This is a genomic window from Gordonia sp. LUNF6 (assembly GCF_047041125.1).
GTDB lineage: Bacteria > Actinomycetota > Actinomycetes > Mycobacteriales > Mycobacteriaceae > Gordonia > Gordonia sihwensis.
This window is the reverse complement of record NZ_CP178181.1, coordinates 1,410,232-1,423,354: the sequence shown is the minus strand read 5'-3', so window position 1 is coordinate 1,423,354 and position 13,123 is coordinate 1,410,232. Positions and strand designations below refer to the sequence as shown.

Below are 13,123 nucleotides of genomic sequence, written 5' to 3'. Positions count from 1 at the left end.
CCATTGACCGCAATGATCGACCGGTGAGCGACAACCTCGAATGTGCGGACCAGAGCGTCACCGACGAATGTGTCGGAACGGTGCGGATGCTCAACGGCACCCCACGATGCACTCGGCATTCGCTACGCAAGGTCATGGACACAGAGCCCGGATCTATACCACCCAAGGGCCGACGCAATGTAGCACTGTGGGTCCTCAGCGGTATAGCGCTGGCGGTGGTCGTCGCACTGACCATAGGGGTCACGCTGCTGTTGGTCCGGTATCAATATCTGCCCGCGGTCGCTTCGCCGCCGACGTCATCGACGTCACTGCGACCAGTACAGCTTCCACTGCCACCTATGCCGTCGACCACGACGATACCGGCAACAACTTCGCTCACTGCCACAGCGCGACAGACGCCGCCACCTCGCGGACTCACCGTCAAGTACGTCGTCCGGCACCTCGCTTTCGATTTCGGATACGCACCGATCATTCCTGAGACCGGACAATTTGATAAACAGCGCACACTGTCGCCCGACTCACCTCCCGAGGGCGGATTTAACGACTATTGGTCACAAACACTGCACTTCGCCACCACACCCGAATACGTCGGCTTCTCCGTGACCTCTTACGACTACATGCCGATCCGATGCGAAGTATGGATCAATGGGGAACTGAGAGTCGCTCACGAGCAGGAGGACAAGAACACGCCCTTGGTCTGCCGCGCCACCAGACGCACCAGCTAGAACCGGAAATCGAATCCCAGCGCGAGCCCGATCGTGTTGTCACCGGGTCTCGCGTCCTGACGGGTTGCTCACGCGCACCTATGGGTCGCGCCTGAGATCAGTAGCCACAAGGCGTACCGAGGGCAAATCGCCCTCGGCGCGCCTTGCCACGTCTGATGTCAGCGGCGTCCCGGTCTACGACACTCCCGGGGTACGGGACGAGCGTTCTGCCAACCGCACGAGGCACCATCGAAGGATGACGCATCGCACTTCACCGATCGCCGCCCTCGCGGCCGCGATCCTCGCGTCGCTCGGCATCGCCGCGACGTACGAGCTCCTCGTCGTCTCGTACGCGGGCCAGATGGTCGATCAGGACGTGATGGAACTGATGGGCGCGCGCACCGGGAACGACGCTCCGACGGGCGGTCTGCTCGCCGAGATACAAGTCCCCGTGCTCGCCGGCTGCGGCCTGCTGATCGGCGCGATCTGTCTCGCGCGACGATCCTGGCGGCTCGCCCTGCACGCGAGCCTGCTGATCGGCGCCGTCGTGGTGCTCGCGGTCGTCCTGAAATCCGAGCTGCAACGACCGCCGCTGGACGTCGGCAACGCGCTCAACTCGTTCCCGTCCAACACGGTCGCCGCGTTCGCCGCGGCGGGGATCGCCCTGTGCGCGGTCACGCCCCGCCGTGCGCGGCCGCTCGCGGCGATCGCCGCGACGGCAGGTCTCGGAGTGGTCTCGTTCACCGTCGTCAGCCAGCAATGGCACCGACCGTCGGACGTCATCGGCGGAGCGCTCCTCGCGGTCGCCGTCGCGGCGGTCGTCGATCTGCTGATCCCGGCGTGGAACGCGCGGCCGGCACGCGCTCACACCGAGCACGACGTGCGGGACTGGCAACGGTCGCGAGCGGCTGTGCGGTGAGACCACCCCGGGCGCACCCCTAGACCTGCCAGCCCTCCGCTTCTCGCCACCGCTGCCACAGGTCGGCGAACACCCCGCCGCGCGCGAGCAGGTCGTCCACCGCACCCGAGTCCACCACCCGGCCGTGGTCCAGGACGATCACCGAGTCGGCGAGCGCCACCAGCGCGGGTCGGTGCGTCACCACCACAACCGTCCGCGTCCCGCGGATCCGCCGCAGCGAATCGACCACGGCGCGTTCGGTGATCACGTCGAGTGACGACGTCGCTTCGTCGACCAGCAGCAGTCCGGCGGGCTTCGCCAGCGCGCGGGCGAGCCCGACTCGCTGGCGTTCGCCGCCCGACAACGTATTGCCGCCGTCGCCGATCCGCGAGTCCCAGCCCTCGGGGAGCGAGTCCAGCACGGCGTCGAGTCGAGCGAGATCAGCGATCTCGACGAGATCGGGCTCGGCGCTGGTGACCACGTTCTCGCGCACCGTCCCCGGCCGCAGCGAGGTGGTCTGGAAGACCATCGACGCGTTCTGCAGCCGACCCGCGGCAGTCGTCTCGTCGCCGCCGAAGTCGACTCGTCCGGTGCTGGGTTCGCGGAGCCCGGAGATGACGTCGAGCAACGTCGACTTGCCCGAGCCGGACGCTCCGACCAGCACCGTGATCTCCCCGGCAGGGATGGTCAGCTCCACCCCGTCGAGGGCCCGCGTCCCGTCCGGGTAGGTGTAGCCGACCTCGCTCAGACGGACCGGCACGGGAGCACCGTAGGCTTCGCGGAGCGCGTCGTTCGACGTCGATCGCCGCACTGTGTTCTGTTCGGCAGCCAGATCCTCGACGACCAGGTCGCGCAGCTGTGCCAGCAATCGCTCCACTCCGGCGATCGGGGTGGCCAGCAGCGAGAGCGAACCGGTGGTCTCCACCACTCGCAGCAGGACGACGACCATCGCCGCCGCGGTGACTCCGGAGAGGGTGCCGTCGAGGTAGAGCGCTCCGGTCGTGACGCCGAAGGCCAGCAGAACGACCTGACCGGCGACGGTGAAGAGCAGGTCGCCGGGGATCTGCCAGGCGAGCAGCCGGAAACCGCGCCGCCGCGAATCCGCGAGCACCTCGTCGACGGTGCCGGTGCCGACCCCCGCGGCGCGCAGCGTGGGCTGTGCCCAGCCGAATTCGAGCATGCGGTCGTCCAGCGCGCGGCCTGCCTCGGCGAACCGATCCTCCGACTTCGCGACGGCCCGGCGTCCGCCGTAGAAGGCGCCGAGCAGGACGATACCGCCGACGAGAGCGACCACCGCGAGCTGCCACGACACGAACAGCAGGCCGACGGCCAGCATCGGCACCAGCAGGGCCGCATGGATCAGCGGCGAGAAGAGCAGGACGATCGCCGAGACCGACTCCGGGCCGGACTTGGTGACCAGGTCGCGCAGCCGGGACGCACGATCGCCGTGGAGTTCGGCCGGATCGAGCCGGCCGATGGCCGACACACCGGCGCTTTCGGCCGCGTCGATCAAGCCGAATCCGACGCGGAGTCCGGCGCGGGTCGCGAGGATGTCCGCGGTCCAGCCGACCGCGAGCACCGCGACCATCGCCGCCACCCAGACCCACGCGTCCGACGGGGTGTCGCCGAACAACGCGCGCAACAGCGGGATCGACAGCAGCACGGCCGCCGCCTGCAGCGCCGTGGACAGCGTCGTGAGCGCGTAGAAGGCGAGGCGGTGCGGCCGCCCTGCGGCGCCGGTGATGACGCGGACGTCGGCGAAGACGGTCGGCAGGATTCGGGTCGAGTCTGAACTCATCGGAGGGCCTCCTGCGCCTGCGCGGTCATCGCCGCGTATCGTCCACCGGCCGCGATCAGTTCCGGTCCGGTCCCCTGCTCCACGATCTGTCCGCCGTCGAAGACGACGATCCGATCGGCGTCGGCGACGGTGTGCAGTCGGTGCGCCACGATGAGCACCGTGCGCCCCGCCAACAGCCTCGACAGGCCTTGCCGCACCTCCCACTCCGAGTCGGGGTCGGCGGCGGCGGTCGCCTCGTCGAGGACCACGAACCGCGGGTCTCCGAGCAGCGCCCGGGCGATCGCGACCCGCTGCCGCTGGCCTCCGGAGAGGCTGTCGCGATCGACCACCGTGTCGTATCCGTCGGGCATTGATTCGATGACGTCGGCGATGTGAGCCGCCCGGGCCGCCTCCGCGATCGCCGCACGATCCGCGTCGGGCATGCCGAGCGCGATGTTGTCGGCGATGGTGCCGCGGATGAGCTGGACGTCCTGCAACACCACGGCGATCCGCTGCCGCAGCTGCACCTCGGGAATGTCGCGCAGGTCGACGCCGTCGAGCAGTACCGCGCCGGCATCCGGGTCCCACAGGCGAGCGACCAGAGCCGCCACGGTGGACTTGCCCGCACCCGACGGTCCGACGAGGGCCGTCGTCCCGCCCGCGGGCAGGTCCAGGTGCAGGTCCCGCACCACCGGCCGACCGGGCGTGTAACCGAAGGTGACGCCGCGCAGTTCGACTCGCGCCGGGCCGCTCGGCTCCGGCCCGGTGCTGCCGTTCTCCGCCTGTTCGAGCTCACCGCTCGACAGCAACAGGTCGAGCGAGGTCTTGCCGTTCATCCCCTCGCGCAGTCCGCCGACGGCGTACGACGCGGCGAGCAGCCGGTCGCCGAACGAGGTGCCGAGGATCAGGAAGGGCAGGATCGCGGCCGCGTCCATCTGGTCGGCGGTGATCAGTGCCGTGCCCGCCAGCGCGACCACCACCATCGACGTCGTCGGCCGGTTGAGCTGCAGAATCACCGACTTCGCATCGATCGTGGCGCGCTGCCAGTCCTTCAGGAACTCGGTGAGACGCCGCAGTCGGGCGGGCAGGTCGGTGATCGCGCCGTCGCCGAACACGCGGCTGACCTGCTGCGTGCCGATGTAGCGTTCGGCGTCGCCCGGCAGGGTCGCGTCCCATCGCATCTTCTGTTCCAGGCGGGCTCTGTCGGCAGTCGCCAGGCGTGCCATTGCGACGATGTACCCGAGTACCGGCACCAGCAGCACCAGAGCGAGTACCCAGTTCACCGAGAAGAGGTACCCGAGGATCGCCAGCGGCGTGACGATCGCCGTCACGAGATCGGGCACCGCGTGGGTCACCAGGTAGTGCAGCGACGAGATGTCGTCGGCGACCAGCTTCTTGACCTCCGCGCTGCGGCGACCGAGGAACCATCCGAGCGGCAGTCGGGTGAGTTTGTGGAGCACTCGCCGCCGCAGCGCCGCGGCATACACCTGGTCGTAGAAGTGCAGCACGGTGATCAGCACCGCGCTGCCGGCGGCGCCCGCCACCAGAACGATCAGTGCCGTGACCGCGACGTCGATCAGCTCGTGGCGGTCGGCCCCCTCCACCAGCAAGCGCGCCAGCTCCGCGAAGAGCACCAGTGGCACAACCGCGAGCACCGCGAGCACGAGCGCGAACAGACCGGCGACGATCAGCGCGGGAAGGGCGGGTTTGAGGACGGGCTCGGCGGGCGCTGCGGCCTTCGGGGCGCGGGGCGGGGTCAGAGCGGCCGCGACATCGTCCGTCGCCGTCTCGGAGGCGGTCGACACGGCGGTGTCCTCAGTCGCCGTGTCGACCTGTTTTCCCATCGCACGTCCGGCCATCCAGTAGGCCTGGGTGTGCATGGTGGCCTTGTTCTGCTCGTGGTTCAGGGCGAGCGCGCCCTTGGCCAGTCGCGTCGCCTTGCTCTCGGCCGTGACCCACGTGTGCCATCCGCGATAGTCGTCCTCGCCGATCGCCTCGGTCAGCGCCCGGCGGTCCGGACTGGTGGGCACCCAGTCGACGGTGAGGCCCGGATGCTCGGGCAGCGGCAGGTCGCGGTCGTCGTCGTTCTCGTGCTCGATGACCGCCCGGATCGGGATGTCGTCGCCGATCTCCTCGATCAGCCGCACGATGGCCGGCCATGCCGCCACGTCTCCCATCAGCAGGTATCCGCGCGGACGCTCGCCGTCCGCGGCGATGTCGTAGCCGTCGCCGCCGAGCCGTGTCATCAGCAGTTCATCGCCCACGACGGCATTGCGCGCCCAGGTGGACGCGGGTCCGGCCGGATCGTGGACGAGGAAGCAGATCGCGAACGTCCCCGCCGCCGGGTCCGGATCCAGCAGCGTGTATCCGCGTTGATGGAACTTGGCCGCGTTGTTCACATCCGGGAACCAAGCACGGATCCAGGCGGCCGGCTTCTCGCCGCCCAAGTGCAGGATCTCGCCGCACTGGAACTCGATGCGAACGACGTGTTCGGTCACCCACCGCACACCGGTGACCGTCGCCGGATGATTCTTCGCTCCGAGAGCGCGAAGCACCGCTCCCTGGAAGCCCTTGCCCATGTCCACCCCATCGTCAACCACTCGAACCTAAGATTAGGCTTGGCTAATTAGTAGCAGACTGGTGGCAGAACGCACAGTGAGGGCGGCCGCACCGGGCCCGATGCACGGCAGCCGACCAGGTACCTTCGATAGTGTGAAGTCCTCTCTGCCGTCGCCCGCCAAACGACGTCACCGCCCCGCACTGATCGCGCTGGTGGCGGTCGCGGCATGCGCTTGCCTGGCGCTCGCCTGGTGGCAGTGGGGCCGCTACGAATCGTCGACGGGCACCGGCCAGAACCTGGGATACGCCCTGCAGTGGCCGGCCTTCGCGGTGGCCGTCGTGTACGCCTATCGCCGCTTCGTCGTGATGGAAGCCGATCCGGACGCTGAACACCGCGACCGCGCCGAGCCGACCGAGATACCCGAGGGGGTCCTTCCCGAGCGGCCCACGCGACACGACCCGTCGGTCGCGGCCATCCTCGACGCCGCCCCGGACGACGACCTGGCCGAGTACAACAGATACCTCGCCGAACTCGACAGACACCCGACGCACGACTGACGCATCAGCTGAAATCTCCGCGCGACCGATGAAGGACCACGACGTGACCGAATCCGCCAAGACCGCCGACGACGCCCCGGACGGGACTGTGACTGCGACCATCCCCCAGATCCGCAGCGCGCTGCTGCGCTACCGCGTTCTGGCCTGGGTCACCGGCGTGTGGCTGCTCGCCCTGTGCGCCGAGATGATCGCAAAGTTCGGCTTCGGAGTCGAGGGCTTCGGCTGGGTCGGCGTCGCTCACGGCTGGATCTACTTCATCTACCTGATCTGCACCGTCGACCTGTCGATCAAGGTCCGGTGGCCGCTGCCGAAGCTGGTGGCGACCGCGATCGCGGGCACCATCCCGTTCCTGTCCTTCTGGTTCGAGCACATTCGCACTCGCGATGTTAAGGAGCAGTTCAAGCTCGATCAGTGATCGTCTAGCTCGATCCCCAGGCGCTCGGCACCGGCCTTGTAGAGGGCGACCACCTCGCGACGGATGGACGCTCGGTCGGTGAGCTCGTTCGGCCACGGCACGCGGACGGGACGGTCCGCTCCGTCGACGGTCGCCGTCCACTCCCCCGCAACCGAGTCGAAGCCCGTCATCACCGCGGCGGTGGCGTCGGGTTCGGCGAACGCTCGCACAATCGCGAGATTGTCGTCGGCGTGGTCGTCGTTCATATGCGACAGGACGGCGGAGACGACGGACTCGTCGAAGGCCGTCACGACTGGCCCTCGGCGAGGGCCCGGAGTGCCGGGACCAACTGTGCCAGCGCCTTGCCACGGTGGCTCAGCGCGTCCTTCTCCGCGGGCGGCAGCTCCGCGGAGGTGCGCCCGGCGGCCACCTCGTCATCGGGAATGAACAACGGGTCGTAACCGAAGCCGTTCGCGCCGCGCTCGTCACGCAGGATGGTGCCGCGCCACTCTCCGCGGACCACGGTCTCGGCGCCCGTCGGCAGCACCAGCGCACACACCGAGACGAACGCCGCACCGCGTCGTTCGTCCGGTACGTCGGCGAGCTGGGCCAGCAGCAGGCGATTGTTGGCGGCGTCGCCGGCGCCACCGCTCCACCGTGCCGACAGGACTCCCGGCATGCCGTTGAGCGCGTCGACGGCGAGGCCGGAATCGTCGGCCAGCGATGGCAGTCCGGTTGCGGCGACGGCCGCGCGAGCCTTGAGCAGCGCATTGTCCTCGAACGTCGCACCGTCTTCCACCGGTTCCGGATAGCGCGTGACATCACCCAGCCCGAGCACCTTGAGCCCGGTGATGCCCGCCGCTTCGACGACGCGTCGCAGCTCGGCCAGCTTCTTGGCGTTGTTCGACGCCAGCAGGACCGTCCCGGTCACTGCCCGCTGCCCGGGAGCGATCCGGGGTACGGCTGCGACAGCACTTCGCGCTGCGCGGCGACGATGTTCTCAATGCCGGCGCAGGCCACGTCGAGCATCTTGTCGAGCGTTCCGCGCGCGAAGGTCGCGCCCTCGCCTGTCCCCTGCACTTCCACGAGGGTGCCCGCGTCGGTGGCGACCACATTCATGTCGACCTCGGCACGCGAGTCCTCGTCGTACGGCAGGTCGAGGCGGACGCGGCCGTCCACCACACCGACGCTCACCGCCGCGATGATGCACGACAGCGGCTGCGGGTCGGCCAGCTTGCCCGCCGCGCCGAGGTAGGTGACGGCGTCCGCGAGCGCGACGTAGGCGCCGGTGATGGCCGCCGTCCGCGTTCCGCCGTCGGCCTGCAGGACGTCGCAGTCGATGGCGATCGTGTTCTCACCCAGCGCCGCCAGATCGATGCACGCGCGGAGAGAACGTCCGATCAAGCGGCTGATCTCGTGCGTGCGTCCGCCGATCTTGCCGCGCACCGACTCACGCTTCGAGCGCTCGTGGGTCGCGGCGGGAAGCATCGAGTATTCGGCGGTGAGCCAGCCGAGCCCCGATCCGCGCCGCCACGACGGCACGCCCTCGGTGACGCTGGCGGTGCACATGACGCGGGTGTTGCCGAATTCGACCAGCACCGAACCGGCCGGATGAGAGGTGAAACCGCGGGTGAACTTGATGGGCCGGAGTTCGTCGTCTGCCCGGCCGTCTGCTCGTGAAGTCACGCCCCGACCTTACTGGACAGGCCGACATATCCGCCGACGAGGCGGTGCCGGGCAGCGCGCAGCACATCCGCGCAACTCCGCGACGAACGCGCGGGCTGGGAGCGCGCGTCCGTCGTCGAACTGCGCGGATACAAGAACGGGCAGACCGGAAGCGACCGTCGCGGCTCAACCAGCGAGGCGACCTAGGCGACCGGCTTACGGACCTCGATGACCTGACCCTGGTGGACGAGTTGCAGCGGTCCCGCATACTCGCCCGACGCCTCGTCGAGGATGGCGGCGGAGTCGGCCCACGGGACCACGTGAGTCAGGGCGAGCGAGCGGACCGATGCGCGGGCGGCCACCTGTCCGGCTTCGACCCCGGAGAGATGCAGCCCCTCGGGCCGGACGCCGGGCTCGTGCGTCCACGACGCCTCGCACAGGAACAGGTCGGCGTCGCGCGCGAGATCGACCACCTCCTCGCACACGCCGGTGTCGCCGCTGTAGGCGAGCACCTCGCCGTCGGGGCCGACGATCCGCAACCCGAAGGTGCTCGGCGGATGGTTCACCTTGTACGGCTCGATGTGGAGGCCGTGGATCTCGACGGCTTCGCGGTCGACCCACTCGCGCACGTCGTAGGTGTCCGACAGGTCGTCCACCTCACCCGGGTACTCCGACGCCCCGGCACCGACGCGCAGCGCCGTGCCCTCCGGCCCGTACAGGAGCGAACGTTCGGTGGCCGGAGTCGGCGCCCACCGACGCCACACCAGCATTGCGGGCAGATCCATGCAGTGGTCTGCGTGCAGATGACTGAGCAGGACGGCGACCTGGTTCGGATCCGCGTGCTGCTGCAGTTCACCGAAGACACCGTGTCCGCAATCGATCAAGACCGGCGGGTGTCCGTCGGCCTGAACCAGGTATCCGGAGCACGGTGCACCAGGGCCGTTCACACTCCCTGAACACCCGAGCACCGTCAAACGCATGGGACACACTCTGCCATGCCGCTCCGGAAATCCGGCATCAATCCGCCCTCCTGTGACCGGTGAGTTGGCACTGCATCGACCGTGCCGAACGCCACACGGGAGTGGTCAGAAATGCTCTACGTGGCCCACCGAAGGTCCCAAGAACCGGGTCGAGAGCTTGCGGAACGAGTCCGGATCGCCGGTCGCGGAGAAATGACGCCGGGCCACGCGATTCGAGTGCGGATGCAGGGCGTCGCGCTCGGTCAGGACGCGGACAGTGTCCTTCGCCGTCTCCTCGGCGCTCGACACGAGCGTCACCTGATCGCCCATCACCAACTGCACCACACCCGACAGCAGCGGATAGTGGGTGCACCCCAGGACCAGAGTGTCGACGCCGGCCTCCTGCAGCGGCTCGAGGTAGCCCTCGGCAAGACCCAGGATCTGGCGTCCGCTGGTGATCCCCCGCTCCACGAAGTCGACGAACCTCGGGCAGGCGACGGCCGTGATCTCCACATCGCGTGCCGCGGCGAACGAGTCCTGATACGCGCGCGACGCGATGGTCGCCTCCGTGCCGATGACGCCGATCCGACCGGTCTTGGTCGCGACCACCGCGCGACGCACGGCGGGCAGGATCACCTCGATGACGGGAATCGGGGCATAGCGTTCACGCGCATCGCGCAGACAGGCCGCCGACGCGGTGTTGCAGGCGATGACGATCGCCTTGACCCCACGGTGCACCAATTCGTCACCGATGGCCAGCGCATGCCTGCGGATCTCCGGAATGGTCAACGGCCCGTACGGCCCGTTCGCGGTGTCGCCGATGTAGATGACATCCTCATCGGGCAGCTGATCGATGATCGCGCGCGCGACGGTGAGCCCGCCGACGCCCGAGTCGAAGATGCCGATGGGACCGGTTTGCAGCTCGGTTATCGGGGGCCTCCCTTGAGTTCTGGTCGTCGGGGCTCAGAGCTGCCCGGATCGCGTCGGTCGCTGAGCATCCACGCCGCCAGCACGCCGCCGACGGCGCCGAACAGGTGTCCCTGCCACGACACTCCACCTCCGTGCGGCAGCACGCCCCACAGGATCCCACCGTAGACCGCCAATAGGACCACCCCGCCCAGCACCTGCCACACGTCGCGGTTGAATAGACCGCGGACCAGCAGATACGCCAGCCACCCGAAGACGATCCCCGATGCGCCGATCGTCACCGAGCCGGTCGGGGCGGTGAGCCACACTCCCAGACCGCTGATGACCCATACGATCGCCGTCACCCACAGGAAGCGTCCCGACATCAGCAGCAGGAAGCCGAGCACCACGCCCGGGATCAGGTTGCCGATCAGGTGAGCGAAGTCCGAGTGCAGCAGCGGCGCCCAGATGATCCCGTCGAGTCCGGACAGCCGTCGCGGCACGATGCCGTACTCGTCGAGGTCCCCACCGGTCGCCATGTCGATCGCCTCGACCACCAGCAGCACGACGGCGATGACGCCCATCGTGATGCCCGACCGCTCCCACTTGGGCATCGGCGACCGACGCGGCTTCGGAAGACGAGGGTCGGACGGCGACGCGATCCCGCCGCTCATGCGTCGCCGAAGGCGGAGAACAGCACGTCGCGGTATGCCGGGATCCCGGCGACGCCGGTCGCGGCGACCACCGCCGAGACGATCGCCCGCTGCACCACCGTCGCCGATGCGTCGGCCAGTGCCGCGACGATCGCGGTGTCCGGGTCCATCCCCGGCGGAACGTCGACCGCGGTGTCCGGATCGGCGGCCTTCTCGCCGGTGGCGACGGCGAACAGGGTGTCGCCGTCGAGCGGTGAATGCGCGGGACGGACCGCCCGCGCGAGGCCGTCGTGCCCGGACATCGCCAGACGCCGGGTGCTCGCCACCGACAGCGTGGCATCCGTCGCGACCACCCCGATCGTCGTGTTCAGTACCGTGCCCTTTGCGGTGAGCTCGGCGAGCCTCTTGATCTCGAGTTGCTTCGGCGCGCGCAGACGGTGCAGTTCGAGGTCGTCCGCACCCCACGGCAGCCCTGTCGACGGATCGACGACACCGCCGACCGGATTGGCCACGACGAGAGCGCCGATCGTCAATCCGCGAGCCGGACCGTCGGAGAACGTGATCGACGCGGTGCCCACGCCGCCCTTGAGTGCGCCGGCGCGCGCCCCGGTCCCGGCCCCGACCGATCCGATCGCGAAATCGGTCCTGGCGTCGGCGAGCGCCCGCGCACCGAACTCGACGGTCGGACGGTTCTCCCACCGGCCGACCGGGAGGTCGAAGATGACCGCGGCCGGCACGATGGGCACCACGTGCCCCTGACCGTCCATCGGCAGTCCGACGCCGGCCTCCTCGAGTCCCCGCATCACTCCGTCGGCCGCGGCAAGACCATAGGCACTGCCACCGGAGAGCACGATCGCGTCGGCGCCGCGGACCGTGTTGACCGGATCGAGCAGGTCGGTCTCGCGCGTCCCAGGACCGCCGCCGCGCACGTCCACCGCCGTCGCGCACCCGCGCGGCAGGGTGATCACCGTGGTCCCGGTCGCCCACCCGCTGCCGGGTTCAGCGACACTCGCGAGCACCACCTCGTCGTCGAGTCGGTGGTGATGGCCCACCGCGATTCCGGCGACATCCGTGATCCGGTTGCCGGGGCGCGACACAGACGACTTCGGCTCGGTCACCATCCGTCGTGCCCCCACTCCCCTTGCGACGGGTCCTCCGGCTGCGTCCACTCCGCCGACATCAGTGCTTCGACCAGCAGCCCCTGCACCACCGACAGCCAGTCGTAGACGTCCTGGTGTGCGGCGTGCGGATGGTCGGGCGGCAGCTTCGAGGGCTCGTCGGTGATCCCGAGCATCGCGCCCAGGGCCAGTCGGATGTCGGTGAGCGCCGTCAGCCAGCGGTCGGCCTGGGACTCGGTCAGCGAGACGTCCCCGCCCCCGCTCGGCAGTGTTTCGAGAACGGTGCGTGCCGCGGCGAGTTTCGCGTCGATGATCTGCGGTTCGTTGACGCTGCGCAGTCCCCCGTTGAGGTCCGCGGCGATCGGTCCGGCCGCGAGTTCCGGCTCCTGGTCGGGTCGATGGAAATCGGGCAGCAGCCGTCCCAGCGTGACATCGTCCGGTGCGCGGGTGTGCCCCGTCTGGATCCCCGTCAGCTCCGACAGTTCGTCGCGCGGAGCCGACTCGGCACGCTCGTTGAGCAGATCGGTGATGGACTCGACCATCGACGCCAGCAGTTGGCATTCGTAGTTCTCGAGGTTGGAGCAGATGCGGACGTCCTCGCCCGCACCGGTTCTGCGCCAGGTCCGCATCAGGAGTCGTGCTGCATGGTCGCCCACAGGCCGGCCGCATGCAGTTTGCGGACGTCGGCCTCCACCTTCACGCGGTCGCCGCTGGAGACCACGGCCTTCCCCTCGGTGTGCACCTGCATCATCAGCGCCTTGGCCTTCTCCTCCGAATAACCGAAGATCCGCTGAAAGACATAGGCGACGTAGTTCATGAGATTGACCGGGTCGTCCCACACCAGCGTCACCCAGGGGCGGTCGTGAGTCACCTCTGGTTCTGCCACCGCGGTACCGGTGCTCGTACCTGGTGTCGCCTCATCGCGCGCCATG

15 protein-coding genes are annotated in these 13,123 nt (G+C 69.0%); 4 read left to right on the top strand and 11 right to left on the bottom strand.

All coding sequences use genetic code 11. The features are described from left to right. The first annotated feature begins 23 nt into the window (after positions 1-23). Together ACK8HH_RS06660 and ACK8HH_RS06655 are read left to right on the top strand one after the other, a co-directional pair. On the top strand, positions 24-725 hold the full coding sequence (locus ACK8HH_RS06660; protein WP_006898237.1) for a hypothetical protein: 702 nt from the start codon (positions 24-26) through the stop codon (positions 723-725). A 235-nt stretch (positions 726-960) separates the two neighbouring features. Next, on the top strand, positions 961-1,623 hold the full coding sequence (locus tag ACK8HH_RS06655) for a phosphatase PAP2 family protein (RefSeq protein WP_006898236.1): 663 nt from the start codon (positions 961-963) through the stop codon (positions 1,621-1,623). A 19-nt stretch (positions 1,624-1,642) separates the two neighbouring features. Here the strand turns inward: ACK8HH_RS06655 and ACK8HH_RS06650 are convergent, their stop codons facing one another. Continuing rightward, positions 1,643-3,400 (bottom strand): ABC transporter ATP-binding protein, encoded by a 1,758-nt coding sequence (locus tag ACK8HH_RS06650; RefSeq protein WP_412475639.1) that lies wholly within the window; start codon positions 3,398-3,400, stop codon positions 1,643-1,645. Then, positions 3,397-5,958, bottom strand: a complete 2,562-nt coding sequence (locus ACK8HH_RS06645; protein WP_412475720.1) for an ABC transporter ATP-binding protein/permease — start codon at positions 5,956-5,958, stop codon at positions 3,397-3,399. The genes ACK8HH_RS06650 and ACK8HH_RS06645 overlap by 4 nt, the downstream gene beginning before the upstream one ends. A 133-nt stretch (positions 5,959-6,091) precedes the next feature. Here ACK8HH_RS06645 and ACK8HH_RS06640 point away from each other — a divergent pair, with 133 nt between their 5' ends. Beyond that, complete coding sequence (locus ACK8HH_RS06640) at positions 6,092-6,496, top strand: hypothetical protein (protein WP_006898233.1); 405 nt, start codon at positions 6,092-6,094, stop codon at positions 6,494-6,496. A gap of 43 nt (positions 6,497-6,539) precedes the next feature. After that, positions 6,540-6,911, top strand: a complete 372-nt coding sequence (locus ACK8HH_RS06635) for a DUF3817 domain-containing protein (RefSeq protein WP_039868175.1) — start codon at positions 6,540-6,542, stop codon at positions 6,909-6,911. Here ACK8HH_RS06635 and ACK8HH_RS06630 read toward each other — a convergent pair. From ACK8HH_RS06630 to clpS, 9 genes are all read right to left on the bottom strand, one after another. Then, positions 6,905-7,201 (bottom strand): DUF2470 domain-containing protein, encoded by a 297-nt coding sequence (locus tag ACK8HH_RS06630; protein ID WP_412475638.1) that lies wholly within the window; start codon positions 7,199-7,201, stop codon positions 6,905-6,907. The two genes, ACK8HH_RS06635 and ACK8HH_RS06630, sit on opposite strands and share 7 nt — an antisense overlap. Continuing rightward, positions 7,198-7,821, bottom strand: coding sequence for an RdgB/HAM1 family non-canonical purine NTP pyrophosphatase (rdgB, locus tag ACK8HH_RS06625; protein ID WP_412475637.1), 624 nt, complete (start codon positions 7,819-7,821; stop codon positions 7,198-7,200). The genes ACK8HH_RS06630 and rdgB overlap by 4 nt, the downstream gene beginning before the upstream one ends. Continuing rightward, entirely contained in the window at positions 7,818-8,576 is a 759-nt protein-coding gene (gene rph, locus ACK8HH_RS06620; RefSeq protein ID WP_006898227.1) for a ribonuclease PH, read from the bottom strand. The genes rdgB and rph overlap by 4 nt, the downstream gene beginning before the upstream one ends. A 182-nt stretch (positions 8,577-8,758) precedes the next feature. Then, positions 8,759-9,535, bottom strand: coding sequence for a cyclic nucleotide-degrading phosphodiesterase (locus ACK8HH_RS06615; protein WP_006898226.1), 777 nt, complete (start codon positions 9,533-9,535; stop codon positions 8,759-8,761). Positions 9,536-9,640: 105 nt separating this feature from the next. Continuing rightward, positions 9,641-10,444, bottom strand: coding sequence for a glutamate racemase (murI, locus tag ACK8HH_RS06610; RefSeq protein ID WP_045536770.1), 804 nt, complete (start codon positions 10,442-10,444; stop codon positions 9,641-9,643). Continuing rightward, positions 10,441-11,034, bottom strand: coding sequence for a rhomboid family intramembrane serine protease (locus tag ACK8HH_RS06605; RefSeq protein WP_006898224.1), 594 nt, complete (start codon positions 11,032-11,034; stop codon positions 10,441-10,443). Before ACK8HH_RS06605 ends, murI begins: the two co-directional genes overlap by 4 nt. Positions 11,035-11,090: 56 nt before the next feature. Beyond that, on the bottom strand, positions 11,091-12,194 hold the full coding sequence (locus tag ACK8HH_RS06600; protein WP_412475719.1) for a P1 family peptidase: 1,104 nt from the start codon (positions 12,192-12,194) through the stop codon (positions 11,091-11,093). Further along, entirely contained in the window at positions 12,188-12,820 is a 633-nt protein-coding gene (locus ACK8HH_RS06595; RefSeq protein ID WP_006898222.1) for a DUF2017 domain-containing protein, read from the bottom strand. The genes ACK8HH_RS06600 and ACK8HH_RS06595 overlap by 7 nt, the downstream gene beginning before the upstream one ends. Further along, positions 12,820-13,122 (bottom strand): ATP-dependent Clp protease adapter ClpS, encoded by a 303-nt coding sequence (clpS, locus tag ACK8HH_RS06590; RefSeq protein ID WP_081598161.1) that lies wholly within the window; start codon positions 13,120-13,122, stop codon positions 12,820-12,822. The genes ACK8HH_RS06595 and clpS overlap by 1 nt, the downstream gene beginning before the upstream one ends. Position 13,123 lies beyond the last annotated feature (1 nt).